13 protein-coding genes and 1 other RNA gene are annotated in these 14,038 nt (G+C 64.9%); 10 read left to right on the top strand and 4 right to left on the bottom strand.

Annotated elements, in window-relative coordinates; translation table 11 throughout:
• Positions 1-104: 104 nt before the first annotated feature.
• Entirely contained in the window at positions 105-2,501 is a 2,397-nt protein-coding gene (locus KDC96_RS02135; RefSeq protein WP_212450297.1) for an LPS-assembly protein LptD, read from the top strand.
• Positions 2,502-2,604: 103 nt separating this feature from the next.
• Here KDC96_RS02135 and KDC96_RS02130 read toward each other — a convergent pair whose 3' ends face one another.
• Positions 2,605-2,745 (bottom strand): hypothetical protein, encoded by a 141-nt coding sequence (locus KDC96_RS02130; RefSeq protein WP_212452819.1) that lies wholly within the window; start codon positions 2,743-2,745, stop codon positions 2,605-2,607.
• Between KDC96_RS02130 and KDC96_RS02125 the strand changes: the two genes are divergently transcribed.
• The 5 genes from KDC96_RS02125 (at position 2,744) to KDC96_RS02105 (ending at position 7,030) form a co-directional block, all read left to right on the top strand.
• Complete coding sequence (locus KDC96_RS02125; protein WP_249171880.1) at positions 2,744-4,060, top strand: peptidylprolyl isomerase; 1,317 nt, start codon at positions 2,744-2,746, stop codon at positions 4,058-4,060. The genes KDC96_RS02130 and KDC96_RS02125 overlap by 2 nt on opposite strands.
• Before the next feature lie 7 nt (positions 4,061-4,067).
• Complete coding sequence (gene pdxA, locus KDC96_RS02120) at positions 4,068-5,090, top strand: 4-hydroxythreonine-4-phosphate dehydrogenase PdxA (protein WP_212450295.1); 1,023 nt, start codon at positions 4,068-4,070, stop codon at positions 5,088-5,090.
• On the top strand, positions 5,083-5,910 hold the full coding sequence (gene rsmA / locus KDC96_RS02115; RefSeq protein WP_212450294.1) for a 16S rRNA (adenine(1518)-N(6)/adenine(1519)-N(6))-dimethyltransferase RsmA: 828 nt from the start codon (positions 5,083-5,085) through the stop codon (positions 5,908-5,910). The genes pdxA and rsmA overlap by 8 nt, the downstream gene beginning before the upstream one ends.
• 141 nt (positions 5,911-6,051) lie before the next feature.
• Positions 6,052-6,465, top strand: coding sequence for a PilZ domain-containing protein (locus KDC96_RS02110; RefSeq protein ID WP_212450293.1), 414 nt, complete (start codon positions 6,052-6,054; stop codon positions 6,463-6,465).
• A 46-nt stretch (positions 6,466-6,511) separates the two neighbouring features.
• The gene (locus KDC96_RS02105) at positions 6,512-7,030 is read left to right on the top strand and encodes a hypothetical protein (RefSeq protein ID WP_212450292.1); all 519 of its coding nucleotides are present in this window, start codon (positions 6,512-6,514) and stop codon (positions 7,028-7,030) included.
• Here the strand turns inward: KDC96_RS02105 and KDC96_RS02100 are convergent.
• Positions 7,027-9,123: a malate synthase G gene (locus tag KDC96_RS02100; RefSeq protein ID WP_212450291.1), complete on the bottom strand. Its 2,097-nt coding sequence runs from the start codon at positions 9,121-9,123 to the stop codon at positions 7,027-7,029. The genes KDC96_RS02105 and KDC96_RS02100 overlap by 4 nt on opposite strands.
• Before the next feature lie 163 nt (positions 9,124-9,286).
• Here KDC96_RS02100 and KDC96_RS02095 point away from each other — a divergent pair, with 163 nt between their 5' ends.
• The 4 genes from KDC96_RS02095 to KDC96_RS02080 all read left to right on the top strand — a co-directional run bounded on the left by KDC96_RS02095 (position 9,287) and on the right by KDC96_RS02080 (position 13,092).
• Positions 9,287-10,441: a hydrolase gene (locus tag KDC96_RS02095; RefSeq protein WP_249171879.1), complete on the top strand. Its 1,155-nt coding sequence runs from the start codon at positions 9,287-9,289 to the stop codon at positions 10,439-10,441.
• On the top strand, positions 10,438-11,454 hold the full coding sequence (locus tag KDC96_RS02090; RefSeq protein ID WP_212450287.1) for an arginine N-succinyltransferase: 1,017 nt from the start codon (positions 10,438-10,440) through the stop codon (positions 11,452-11,454). The genes KDC96_RS02095 and KDC96_RS02090 overlap by 4 nt, the downstream gene beginning before the upstream one ends.
• Positions 11,451-12,701, top strand: coding sequence for an N-succinylarginine dihydrolase (locus tag KDC96_RS02085; protein WP_212450285.1), 1,251 nt, complete (start codon positions 11,451-11,453; stop codon positions 12,699-12,701). The genes KDC96_RS02090 and KDC96_RS02085 overlap by 4 nt, the downstream gene beginning before the upstream one ends.
• A gap of 130 nt (positions 12,702-12,831) precedes the next feature.
• Entirely contained in the window at positions 12,832-13,092 is a 261-nt protein-coding gene (locus KDC96_RS02080; protein ID WP_212450283.1) for a hypothetical protein, read from the top strand.
• A gap of 30 nt (positions 13,093-13,122) precedes the next feature.
• Here the strand turns inward: KDC96_RS02080 and ssrA are convergent.
• Together ssrA and mscL are read right to left on the bottom strand one after the other, a co-directional pair.
• Positions 13,123-13,503: a transfer-messenger RNA gene (ssrA, locus tag KDC96_RS02075) on the bottom strand.
• Positions 13,504-13,524: 21 nt separating this feature from the next.
• Positions 13,525-14,016: a large conductance mechanosensitive channel protein MscL gene (gene mscL, locus KDC96_RS02070; RefSeq protein ID WP_212450281.1), complete on the bottom strand. Its 492-nt coding sequence runs from the start codon at positions 14,014-14,016 to the stop codon at positions 13,525-13,527.
• Positions 14,017-14,038 lie beyond the last annotated feature (22 nt).

The following is a 14,038-nucleotide window of genomic DNA, read 5'->3' as shown; positions in this document are numbered from 1 at the left end:
CTGAGGGTCCGGTCGATCGAATGCACGAAACGGCTGATCGGCACCGAAGAACGGGCTTTGGAATGGCGATTGCGATTAAGCGTGAGCGGTGCAATAGGCAAGGCATGTCGGGAGGTACGAAGGCAGCGATGGAACGGGTTGCTGCCGCATATGCAGGCGCACCTGGACAACTGGCCTCCTCGCGCGCGGCGATCCTCGCAGCGGCGATCGCCGGTCCGCTGGTGCTGGCGAGCCCGCTGTCGGCGCAGGATACCGGTGCCGACGTCGATCCAGCAGCCGTGGTGCTCGAGCGGGAGAACCGGCAACTCGGCTACGGCGACCCGCTGCTGCGGGAGCCACAGCCCGGGCCGATCGCCGTTGCCACGCTCGACGATCCGCCGCCTGAACTGGGTGAACCCTCCGAACGGATCGATTTCGAAGCCGACCAGCTTTCCTACGACACCGACAGCGACGTCGTCACTGCGCGGGGCAGCGTAATCCTGCGCAGCGGGGACCGATCGGTCGTTGCCGACGAGGTGGTCTGGAACCGCGAGGCCGGGACGATCCTGGCCACCGGCAACATCCGCTTCGTCGACGAGAACGGCAACCAGCTCTACACCGACCGGCTAGAACTCACCGACGAATTCGAAGCCGGCGCGATGGAGGACCTGCTGGTGGCCCTGCGCGCCGGGGGACGGCTCGCGGCGCGCTCGGGCGAGCGCGGCGAAGACGGCACGATCATCCTTACCGATGCCGCCTACACCGCCTGCGCTGTCACTGGCGAAGACGGCTGCGCCAAGGATCCGAGCTGGCGCATCACCGCCGACCGGGTGACTTTCGACCCGCAGGACAACCGGGTGCGGTTTCGCGGTGCGACGCTCGAACTGTTCGGTGCGCGCATCCTTCCGCTGCCGGGTCTGTCGCTGCGTACCGACGGCAGCGCGGTCTCGGGCTTCCTGGTCCCCGATGTCCGCATCAGCAACGTCAACGGGCTCGAACTGTCGGGTCGGTATTACTGGCGGCTCGCCGACAACCAGGACCTGACGCTGGGCGCCTATGTCTTTTCCGAAGTCGCGCCGATGGCCTCCGCAGAATGGCGCCACCTGACCGATCGGGGGGCGTATCAGATCACCGGCTACGCCACCGTCAGCAGCCGCATCGCCGATTTCACCGGGGAACCGACTACCGAAAGCGATCCGCGCGGCTATCTGTTCGCCAACGGGCGGTTCCAGTTCTCGCCCGAATGGAGCCTGACCGGCACGGTCCGCGTCGCGAGCGACCGGACCTTCCTGCGGCGCTACGATATCAGCCGCGACGACCGGCTGCGCTCGACCATCAACCTCGAGCGGATCGACGATCGCTCCTACCTCTCGCTTGCCGGTTGGGCGACGCAGACGCTGCGGATCAACGCGGTGCAAGGGCAGATCCCGGTCGCGCTGCCGGCGTTCGACTATCGCCGCCTGATCGACGACCCGGTGCTGGGCGGCGAGATCGAACTGCAGGCCAACACGCTCAGCCTGATCCGCACCGACGGGCAGGATACGCAGCGCGCCTTCGCCGGGGCGAAATGGGACCTGCGCCGCCTCACCGATTTCGGGCAGGTGGTGACGCTCAGCGCACTCGTTCGCGGCGATCTCTACAACACCAACGATACGCTCTCGACCCTGACCGAGGTCTATCGCGGCAATGACGGATGGACCGCGCGGGCGGTGGCGATCGGCGCGGTCGATGTCGAATGGCCGTTCGTCGGCGAAGCGTTTGGCGGCACGCAGGTGCTGACGCCGCGCGTTCAGCTCGTCGCCAGCCCCCCGATCCGCAATCTGGCCGTTCCCAACGAGGATTCGCGCGCGATCGATCTCGAGGATTCGAACCTGTTCGCGCTCAATCGCTTCCCCGGATACGACCGGGTCGAGGACGGCGTGCGGGTGACCTGGGGCGTCGACTGGGAGCTCACCAAGCCCGGCTGGCGGGTCAAAAGCAATATCGGCCAGTCCTACCGCTTCGATGCCGACCGCGAGATCTTTCCCGACGGGACCGGGCTGTCCGAGCGGGTATCGGATTTCGTCGGGCGCACCGAGGTGCGGTTTCGCGACTTCATCCAGTTCACCCACAGGTTCCGGCTCGACAAGGACAATCTCGCGGTGCGCCGCAACGAGATCGACGCCACGATCGGATCGCGCCGGACCTATCTCGAGGTCGGTTACCTGCGGCTCAACCGCGACATTACCACCGTCGAAGATTTGCAGGATCGCGAGGAATTTCGCGCCGCCGCGCGCGTTGCCTTCGCGAACAACTGGTCGGTGTTCGGATCGGGCGTGTTCAACCTCACGGGTGCCGATGAGGACCCGACCTTCGCCCCCGACGGGTTCGAGCCGATCCGCACCCGGCTGGGCGTATCCTACGAAGACGACTGCATCGAATTCGGGCTGACCTGGCGCCGCGATTACATCACCGCCGGCGATGCCGAGCGCGGCAACACCTTCCAGCTGTTCTTCGCGCTGCGCAATCTCGGTTTCCGGTAATCGCGGCGTTCGCGGGTTTTTGCCCAGCCGATGAATTGGCATCGCAAACGAAAATGGCTAATGGAGCGGCGACGGGGATGCGCAAGCCGGACTCAGCCGCGGTTCAGCCAGGCTTTGGCAATCGGCCTGCGACAACAGCAATGCGCCGCGCCAGAGGGGTGGACGGCGATCCAGTTTGAATGAAATCGGGATTGATAACAGTGACTTTCAAGGCGTTTTCGAATTCCTGCGCGGCGTTGGCCATGGCCGCCATGTTCGGCCTCGGGGCCTTAGCCGCGCCTGCCGCCGCGCAGACGCAGGCGGTGCCGACGGCCGACAACCCGTTCGGGCTGCCCGAGAGCATCAACATCCTCGGCCCGGAAAACCCGAACGAACGCAGCGCCACCGCAGTGGTCAACGGCTTCGTCATCACCGGGACCGATATCGATCAGCGGGTCGCACTGGTGACCTCGGCTTCGCAGGCCGAGGTGTCAGCCGAGGAATTGCAGCGACTGCGGGTCCAGGTGCTGCGCAACCTGATCGACGAAACGCTCAAGGTGCAGGCCGCCGAAGCGCTCGACATGAAGGTCACGCGCGAGGAGGTCGAGCGGACCTACAGCCAGCTTGCCGCCCAGAATTTCGGCCAGGAGCCGGAAAAGATGGATGAATACCTGGTTTCGATCGGGTCTTCGCCGGCCGCGCTCAAGCGCCAGATCGAAGGCGAGGTCGCATGGGAGAACCTGCTGCGGCGCAACGTCACCCCGTTCGTCAACGTGGCTGCGGAAGAGGTCAACGATGTCCTCGCACGGCTCGAGGCTTCGCGCGGGACAGAGGAATACCGGCTCGGAGAGATCTACCTCTCGGCGACGATCGAGAACCGTCAGGCAGTGCTGCAGAACGCCGAACGGATCATGGAGCAGCTGCGGGCTGGCGGCAGCTTTGTCGCCTATGCGCGGCAATTTTCCGAAGCGACCACCGCCGTTGTCGGCGGCGATCTCGGCTTTGTCCGGCTCGGCCAGCTTCCTCCCGCGCTGGCGACCGCCGCGCGCAACATGCAGCCCGGCCAGCTGGTCGGTCCGATCGAGATTCCGGGCGGCTTTTCGATCCTCTACCTGATCGACAAGCGCCAGGTGCTGATGGCCGATCCGCGCGACGCGTTGCTCAGCCTCAAGCAGATTTCGATCACCTTCGATCCCGGCATCGACACCCCGGCCGCCGAGGCCCGGGTCAATGAGTTCGCAACCTTCGTGCAGGGTCTGCGCGGCTGCGCCGATGCCGAAACCGCCCGCGAACGGATCGGTGCCACCGTCGTCTCGAACGACCAGATCCGCGCGCGCTCGCTGCCCGAGCAGTTGCAAGGGATCATCCTCAATCTGCAGATCGGGCAGACCACCCCGCCATTCGGCTCGGTCGAAGAAGGCATCCGAGTGCTGATGCTGTGCGGCCGCGACGAACCGGAAAGCGGAGCCGGGCCGACCTTTGCCAGTATCGAACGGCAGATCGAGGAAGAGCGCATCAACAAGCGCGCGCAGCGTTACCTGCGCGACCTGCGCAACGACGCCTATATCGAGTACAATTGAGCTCGGCTTGAACGGCGCCGCGCCCGCTTTTCCGCTGGCCATTTCGCTCGGCGATCCGGCGGGGATCGGGCCGGAAATCATCTGCGCGAGCTATGACCGGCTCAGACGCGAAGGCGCGGCGGCGCATCCGTTCTTCGTCGTCGGCGGGCTCGAGGTGCTGCGCGCCGCGGCAGAGATGCGCGGGCTCGATTGTCCGCTGGTGCCGATCGCCGAGGCGCACGAAACCGAATTCGCATTCCATGCCGGGCTGCCGGTGCTCGCCGGGCTCGATGCGCCCTACACGCCGGGCACGCCCTCCGCGCAAGGCGCACAGCTGGCGTTGAGCTCGCTGCAATGGGCGACGCGGCAGGCGCTCGATGGCGAGGCTGCGGGCCTGGTCACCGCGCCCGTGGCCAAGGCCGAACTGGCGCAGGTCGGCTTCAACCATCCCGGACAGACCGAATATCTCGCCGATGTATGCGGCGTGGACCCGCGCGATGCGGTGATGATGCTTGCGGGCCCATCGCTACGCACTGTGCCGCTCACCGTCCATGTCGCACTCGCCGAGGTGCCGAGGCTGGTGTCGCAGGACCTGATCCTTCGCAAGGCGCGCATCGTGGCGGCGGGATTGCAGCGCGATTTCGGGATCGAGCGCCCGCGCCTCGCAATCGCTGCGCTCAATCCGCACGCCGGCGAAGGCGGCAAGTTCGGCGACGAGGAAGCGCGAATTATCGCCCCTGCGATCGCCGCCCTGCGCACCGAAGGCTTCGACGTGACCGGGCCGGTCCCCGGCGATGCGCTGTTCCTCCCGCGTGCCCGCGCCGGTTACGATGCGGCGCTGTGCATGTATCACGATCAGGCGCTGATCCCGCTGAAGGCGCTCGAATTCGACGAAGGCGTCAACGTCACGCTTGGCCTGCCGATCGTGCGGACGTCGCCCGACCATGGGACCGCGTTCGATATCGCCGGCAGGAACGTGGCCGATCCCGGTGCGATGCTGGCGGCGATCCGGATGGCCGCAGCGATGGCGGCGGCGCGGCAGCGTGGCTGACCTTCCGCCGATCCGCGAGACCATTGCCCGGCACGGGTTGTCCGCGTCGAAGGCGCTGGGACAGAATTTCCTGCTCGACGAGCAATTGCTGGCCCGCATCGCTGCCATACCGGGCGATCTGGCCGACCGGGACGTGCTCGAAATCGGCCCCGGGCCGGGCGGGTTGACCCGCGCCCTGCTCCGCGCCGGCGCGCGCGTCACCGCGATCGAGATGGACCGCCGTTGCCTTCCGGCGCTCGCCGAACTCGGCGAGGCGTTTCCGGGCCAGCTCACCGTTATCGAAGGCGACGCGATGAAGCTCGATCACGGCGAAGTCATGCAGGGCAAGGCGTTCCACGTCCTCTCCAACCTGCCCTACAATGTCGGCACCGCGCTGTTCGTGAAGTGGCTTTCGGGCGCGGACTGGCCGCCGCAATGGCGCTCGCTCTCGCTGATGTTCCAACGGGAGGTTGCCGAGCGCATCGTCGCGCGCGCCAACACCGGTGCCTACGGCAGGCTTGCCGTTCTCGCCCAGTGGCGCGCCGAAGCCGCGCTCGCAATGAAGGTCCACCGCAGTGCCTTCACCCCGCCGCCCAAGGTGATGAGCGCGGTGGTCCACGTCGCGCCCACCGACGCGCCCGATGGCGTTTCGGCGCGGACCCTCGAACGCCTCACGGAAGCGGCTTTCGGCCAGCGCCGCAAGATGCTGCGGCAGAGCCTGAAAGGCGTGCCGGGCGCGCTCGACGCGCTGGCCGAGGTCGGGATCGAGGAAACGCGGCGGGCGGAAACCGTCGGCGTCGCGGAATTCGTGGCGCTCGCGCGCGCGCTCGACACTGCCTGAGCGCAGCGCGTCGCGCCTTGCACATCGTTAATTTCGGGCAAGCAAAATCGGGAACCTGCCGGTTGGAAATAGGCGCGCATTATGGCGTCTTCGGTGTCGCGCGGCCGGTCCTGTCGCGTTTGCCCGGAACAGGAGAAGCCCATGAGCAGCCTCGCCCTTCGCCAGCAAGCCGCCGAGATCGAGCGCCGCAGATCCGGGCGAATGCTGGTGGATATCCCGGTGGGCCTTCGAACGGTCAGCGGGATGCGCGAATGCGAGATGACCAATATTTCCGATGCGGGCGCCAAGCTGGAACTGGAGGACCCGCCGCCCGAAGGCGTATCAGGCTGGCTGGTTCTGGGGGAAGACGAGATTTACTGCACGGTCGTCTGGTCGAGCGAAGGGACTTGCGGGGTCGCATTCGAGTTCGTGCTTCAGCCCGGAATGATTGCGCAGATCGCTGGGGAAAGGGCGAAGGAAATCGGCCCTGCTGCGAACACGAGCAACATCCGATTGGGTCGCAAGCGATCGGCCCTCGTTTCCCGCTGTGGCGCGCGCGAGAAGAGCGAATTTTAACCCGTAGCCGGTACCCCTTCGCACGATCGATAGGGGGAAGTGGCAAATGTTCGGACTGTTCAAACCGAAGCTTGCACCGGAAGGGCCGGTCGAGTTCTCGGCAGATGTGGAGATTGGCAAGCCTGCCGGCGAGGTCTACGCGCTGATCGACTGGGCCGATGACCGCAACGCCAAGCGCGCCACCGGCAACATGGTGCGCCAGATTCCGGCAACGCCCGACCGGTTCGAAATGGTCATGGAGTTCATGAACGACCTGACCTTCGAATTCGCGGTAACCGAAGCCGAGCCGCACAGGGTCTATGCCTTCGACTGTGTCATCCGGCCGCAGGTCGGCAACATGAAGCACAACCACGAACGCTACGAATTCGAGCAGCTCGGCCCGGACAAGTGTCGCGTCACGGTGACCACGAAAACCACGTTCGTCGAGGGGCTGCGGATGCGCGATTTCACCTGCGAAGTCGCGACTATAGCGGCGTCGGTGCAGAGCTCCCTGCAAAAGCTCAAGTTGCAGGCCGAACTTGGCCCGGAAGTCGCCAAGGCACTGGAGGAGAATACGGTCCTTTAGCCAGCCTTCTTGACCTGCCGCCAGCGATGCAGAAGCGGTTCGGTGTAGCCGCTCGGCTGCTCCACGCCCTTGAAGATCAGATCCTTCGCCGCGCTAAACGCCGCGCCGTCCTCGTTGCCGATCAGCGGCACGTAGGACGGGTCGCCCGCGTTTTGCGCGTCGACCTTGGCCGCCATCCGCATCAGGCTGTCCATCACCATCGCTTCGCTAACGACGCCATGGTGCAGCCAGTTGGCGATATGCTGCGAGGAGATGCGCAGCGTCGCGCGGTCTTCCATCAAGCCGACATCATTGATGTCGGGGACCTTTGAGCACCCCACGCCCGCATCGACCCAGCGCACCACATAGCCGAGCAGGCCCTGACAATTGTTGTCGAGCTCGTCGCGCAGCTCGTCCTCGGGCCAGTTGGTATCGGCAGCGAGCGGGATCGCCAGCAGCGCGTCGAGGCCGGGCGCTTCGGGCAGCGACTTCTGGATCTCGAACACGTTTTCCCGGTGATAGTGCAGTGCGTGGAGCGTCGCGGCGGTCGGCGACGGAACCCATGCGGTGTTCGCCCCGGCACGCAGGTGGCCGATCTTTTCGACCATCATCTGCTTCATCAGATCCGGCGCGGCCCACATGCCCTTGCCGATCTGCGCCTTGCCCGACAGGCCGTGCCTGAGGCCGATCGCGACGTTGCGCGCTTCGTAGGCGGTGAGCCATGCCGACGACTTCATCGCGCCCTTGCGCATCATCGGACCGGCCTGCATCGAGGTGTGAATCTCGTCGCCGGTGCGATCGAGGAAGCCGGTGTTGATGAACACGATCCGATCCTTCACCGCATGGATGCAGGCGGCGAGGTTGGCGCTGGTGCGGCGCTCTTCGTCCATTACCCCGACCTTGATGGTGTGACGCGGCAGACCCAGCAGGTCCTCGACTGCGTCGAACAGATCATTGGTGAAGGCGCATTCCTCCGGCCCGTGCATCTTGGGTTTCACGATATAGATGCTGCCATGCCTGGAGTTGCCGTATCTGGCGCGGCCTTCGACGTCGAAGGTGCTGATCGCGCTGGTGAAGACCGCGTCCATGATGCCTTCGGGAATTTCGCTGCCATCCGGAAGCAGGATCGCCGGATTGGTCATCAGGTGCCCGACATTGCGCACGAACATCAGGCTGCGACCGGGCAGGCTGTGTTCGTTTCCGTCACCGTCCTTGTAGTTCTTGTCACCCGCCAGCTTGCGGGTAAGCGACTTGCCGCCCTTCTCGAAGCTTTCCTCCAGATCGCCGCGAATGATACCGAGCCAGTTGGTGTAGGCGAGCAGCTTGTCCTCGGCATCGACTGCCGCGACCGAGTCCTCGCAATCGGCAATCGTGGTCAGAGCGGCTTCGACGACGATGTCGGAAATGCCCGCCTTGTCGGCCGCACCCACGGGCGTCGAACGATCGAACACGACCTCGATATGCAGCCCGTTGTTGCGGAACAGCAGGCCCTTTTCGGTGTGGCCGACCCACTGGCTCTCGTCCTGCAGCTTGCCATCGTTCTCGTCCCTGAGATCGGCCCAGCTCTGATCGACCAGCGGCAGCGCCTGATCGAGGAATTCGCGGCCGCGTGCGATCACCGCGTCGCCGCGGACCGTATCGTAGCCTCCCGGCCTGGCCGGCGGCGCTTCGAGCCCATCGGTGCCGTAGAAAGCGTCGTAGAGGCTGCCCCAACGCGCGTTGGCGGCATTCAGGAGAAACCGCGCGTTGAGAATCGGCACAACCAGCTGAGGCCCGGCCATGGTTGCAATCTCGGGATCGACGTTCTGTGTGCCGATGGTGAATTCGCCCGGCTCGGGGACGAGGTAGCCGATGCTTTCGAGAAACGCGCGATATTCGCCCGCGTCGTGTGGCTTGCCCCGCCGCTCAATATGCCAGGCATCGATCTGCGCCTGCAGGTCTTCGCGCTTGGCGAGCAGTGCGGCATTCCGGGGCGCGAACTCCGCCAGCAACGCGGCAAAGCCCTGCCAGAAATCGCCCGCATCGCGGCCGAGCGGGGTCAGCACCTGCGTTTCGAGGAAACCGGCCAGCCGCTCGTCCACGGAAAGTCCGGCGCGTTCTACTTGCATCGTCATTATGGTCCTCTTGACGCCATCTGGAATGGGTCCCGGGGAGGAGGACGGGCCGCGATATGACTGAAACCGCCGTGAGTTGCAACGGCTTGGAACAAGCGATTTTGGCGTCTAGGGGTGGTCGCCGATGACATCGCAACTTCTCCAAAAAATTGACGCTACGGCGATGCTGGATCGGGTCCAGTCGTGGTGCGCTATCAACACCGGGACGGGGAATCTCGAAGGTCTGAAAAAGCAGGCGAGCGCGCTGGCGGATGCGTTTGCGGCACTGCCCGGCGAGGTCGAGCTGATCGATCCGGCCCCGGTTACGGGAATTGCGGCTGACGGTAACGAGTTCGAGAAGGCCAACGGCCAGCACCTGATCCTGCGGGTGCGCCCCACCGCCAATCGCCGCATCCTGCTGACCGGGCATATGGACACGGTGTTTCCCAAGGATCACCCGTTCCAACAGCAGACCTGGCTCGAAGACGACGTACTGAACGGCCCCGGCGTCGCCGACATGAAAGGCGGGATCGCGGTGATCCTGCATTCGCTGATGGCGTTCGAGGAAACCGCGTCGGCGGGCTCGCTTGGCTATGACGTCCTGATCAACTCAGACGAGGAAACCGGCTCGCTCGCCAGTGCTGACCTGATCGCCGACATGGCGCAAGGCAAGCTGGCGGCGCTGACTTATGAGCCCGCAGCCCTGCCCGACGGGACACTCGCGCACGAACGCGGCGGAACCGGCAATTATTCGATCACGCTCACCGGCAAGTCGGCCCATGCGGGGCGCAACCCGAAGGACGGGCGCAACGCGATCGTTGCCGCCGCCGACCTGATCCTGCGACTGAAAGCGATGGAGCGCGAGGACATCACTATCAATCCGGCCAAGCTCGAAGGCGGTGGACCGAACAATGTCGTGCCGGATCACGCGGTTCTGCGCTTCAACATCCGCCCAAAATCGACCGAGGCGATGGACAGCTTCGACAGTGATCTCAACGCTTTGCTGCGCAGCATTGAAGCCGATCACGAGATCGCAGCGCATCGCCATGGCGGCGTCACCCGTCCGCCCAAGCCGGTCGACGAGAAGGCGCAGCGCCTGTTCGATCTGGTTAAGGAATGCGGCGCGGAACTGGGGCAGGATATTCGCTGGCAATCGACCGGCGGGGTATGCGACGGCAACAATATCGCCGCCTGCGGGGTGCCGGTGGTCGACACGATGGGCGTACGTGGCGGATCGATTCACTCGTCGGACGAGTTCCTGATCGTCTCCAGCCTTGCCGAGCGCGCCGCGCTGTCCGCGCGTGTAATCGAACGTCTTGCACAGGGGGCCCTCACTTGACCTTCAGACTGCGCGCCGCGCGCCTTTCCGATCTCGAACATCTCTACGAGATGGCCAAGCTGACCGGGGGCGGGTTCACCAACCTTCCGGCCGATCGCACCGCGCTCAAGGCCAAGCTGACCCGCGCCGAGGAAGCCTTTGCCAACACCGAAGACGAACTGGTAGACGAGCAGTTCGTGCTGGTTCTCGAAAACCTCCAGACCGGAAAGATCGCCGGCACCTGCCAGCTGATGACCAAGGTCGGACAGCAATGGCCGTTCTATTCCTACCGGCTCAACACGCTCACGCAGTATTCGCAGGAGCTCGACCGCACCGTGCGCGCCGAGCTGCTCAGCCTGGTCACCGATCTCGAGGGGTCGAGCGAGGTCGGCGGGCTGTTCCTCCACCCCAACGAGCGCGCCGGGGGCCTCGGCCTGCTGCTCGCGCGCAGCCGCTACCTGTTCATTGCGATGCATCGCAAGCGCTTCGCCGACAAGACCATCGCCGAGCTCCGCGGGATCATCGACGAGCGCGGAGACTCGCCGTTCTGGGATGGGGTCGCGGGGCGCTTTTTCGGAATGGGCTTCCAGGAAGCGGACTATTTCAACGCGATCAACGGCAACCAGTTCATCGCTGACCTGATGCCGAAGCATCCGGTTTATGTCGCGATGCTGGGCGACGATGCTCGCAAGGTCATCGGGGTCCCACACCCCACCGGCCGCGCCGCCATGCGGATGCTCGAAAACGAGGGCTTCCGCTACGAAGGCTATGTCGACATCTTCGACGGCGGACCGACCATGGTGGCGCATACCGACGAGGTGACGAGCGTCAAGAACAGCGTCTCGGCGAAAGTGAGCAAGGTCGACCTGAAGGAAGGCGAGCGCGCCATCCTTGCCACCGGTCGGCTGGAGAATTTTCGCGCGTGCTACGGTGCACGCGCGCTCGATGGGGACAGCGGGATAGCGATCGACGCCGCAGCGGCCGATGCGCTCGACGTGACGGTTGGCGACACGGTCTGGAGCGTCGGACGATGAGCCTAACCGAAATCAATTTCGACGGGATCGTCGGCCCCTCGCACAATTATGCCGGGCTGAGCCTCGGCAACATCGCGAGCGCGAGCCATGCGGGCGACACCTCCTATCCGCGCGCTGCGGCCTTGCAGGGGGTCGACAAGATGCGCGGCAACCTTGCACGGCTGGGTGTGCAGGGCTTCCTGCTGCCGCTGCCCCGGCCGAACCGCGCGCTCGGCGAAGCGCTAGCCTGCGACGGCACCGAAGCGCCCGCCCTGCGCGCCGCGCCGTGGTCGGCATCGAGCATGTGGACCGCCAATGCCGCGACCGTCAGCCCCGCGCCCGACACTGCCGACGGCAAGTGCCACCTGACCCCCGCCAACCTCGTCACCATGCTGCACCGCGCGCAGGAATGGCCCGACACGAAGCGCATGCTCGAGGTCGCGTTCGGCGATCGCGACCAGTTCACCGTCCACGGGATCGCGCCGATGACCTTCGGCGATGAAGGCGCGGCCAACCACATGCGCTTTTGCGAGGGGCATGGCAGCGCCGGGGTCGAGGTGTTCGTCTACGGCAGGCCGGGCGGACGTTTCCCTGCGCGCCAGCACGAACAGGCCAGCCGCCTCGTCGCCCGCGCGCACGGACTCGATCCCGCACGCACGGTCTTCATCGAGCAGAATCCGGCAGCGATCGAAGCGGGCGCGTTCCACAACGATGTTGTGTCGGTCGCCAACGAGCGCGTGCTGTTCACCCATGCCGAAGCCTTCGCCGATCAGCAGGGCGCCTACGACGCGATCCGCGCCGCTTTCCCCGCGCTCGAAGTGGTCGAGGTGCCCTCGGACGAAGTCAGCCTCGCAGAGGCAATCAAGACCTACCTCTTCAACGCCCAGCTGGTGACGCAGCCCGATGAATCGATGGCGCTGATCGTCCCCGAAGAATGCCGCGAGAGCGCATCGGTCTGGGGCTATTGCGAAAGGATGATGGCTTCGAACGGGCCGATCCGCGAGGTGATCCCGGTCGATGTGCGGCAGAGCATGGCGAATGGTGGCGGCCCCGCCTGCCTGCGGCTGCGCGTGGTATGCGATCCGGCGACGGTCGATCCGCGTTTCCTGCTGAACGAGACCAGGGCAGACCTGATCGCGCGGGTGATCGCAACCAACTGGCCCGAGCAGATCGACCCGGCGGATCTCGGATCGGACAGCCTTGCGGAATCTGTGATTGCCGCACGTGCGGCACTGCTCGCCGCGCTCGAACTGCCCGAGCTTGCTTAATCAAAGTTAACGCGTTTGGCATCGCCGTCGGGCGCGCTTACACTCGCTTCTACGTTAACCACGCCGACCCGCAGCATTCCGCTGTTGGCACGGCCTTTGCAGATCAAGAGGTTAACGCAAAGGAGGCTAGATGCTGCGCAAGATCGGAAGGCTGTTCGTGATCAAGAACCGCTTTGAAGCCTTCGTGATCATCTATGCGCTGGCGCTGGGGGCGATGACCCGCGGTGCCGCCTACCTGACGGAATATCCCGGATGGAGCGGCAAGCTGCTGTTCCTGGCGACCAGCGGCGCGGTGTTCCTGGCGGGCGCGAAGATCCTCGACTGCCTCAAGCTGGAGCGCGAGCTGAAAGAGCGCGACGCAACCGAAGCCGCGATCGCCGAGTTTCGCTAACCTGCCGCAAACGGGCCGAATGTCGATGAAGGTGGGGGAATTCTGTTGCTAGGCTCCCCCGGGCCCCCGGAATCCACTTCTGTTGACCGGCGGGTCCAACCGCGCTTTAGCTTTGTAAATTCAGGCCGTTAGGCCCTAGAATTACGCTGCGAGAGCAAGTGCTTCGTTATCGTTGGCACTTATTGGTTTTGAGCCTTTAACGGGTTACTCAGCCCGGGTAAAAACAACGCCTTTCAACACACGTCGATCCTGGTTCGGCCCCGTCAGAAACCCCTGCGAAACAGAGGGTTGTGGTGGAGCCGCCGGGTACTGCCCCCGGGTCCGTTGCGCCTATTGCACGCCGCAGTTTATCACCATAGTCGGTTGCCCGACGCGCCCTATATAGGCGATCCAACCTTAATTGGAAGTGGACGCGCGGTCGCGCTTGCGGTCCTACGGCCCGTTGGGCGCGAGCCTGTCGTTGGTCTGACGCATTTCAGCCAGGATCTTCTTGAGCACGTCGAGCTGCGGATCGGTCGGAACGTCATCCTGCCTGGCGCTGTCTTCCGACTGCCCTGCCCGCTCCTGCATCTCGTCGATCACGCGGTTGACCGTCTTCAGCACCAGGAACAGCGCGACCGCGATGATCAGGAAGTTGACCAGCTGGGTCAGGAAATCGCCGTATCCGATCATCGCCACGCCCGCTTCCTTGAGCTCGCGATAGTTGGTGAGGCTGCCCGAATAGCCTTCGGGCACCGCGCCGAGCCGCAGGAAATAGTTCGAGAAGTCGACATCGCCGAACAGCCAGCCGATGAAGGGCATGATCACGCTTTCGGTAAGCGAGGTAACGATCTTGCCGAAGGCGGCACCGATGACGACCCCGATCGCGAGGTCGAGCACGTTGCCGCGTGCGATGAACTTGCGAAACTCCGCGACGAAATTCATGGGGGGTCTCCTCTGCCCTGTA

The organism is Erythrobacter sp. JK5, from assembly GCF_018205975.1.
Classification (GTDB): Bacteria; Pseudomonadota; Alphaproteobacteria; order Sphingomonadales; family Sphingomonadaceae; genus Erythrobacter.
Note: the sequence above shows the minus strand (reverse complement) of the source record. Positions and strands in the feature narration are given on the sequence as shown.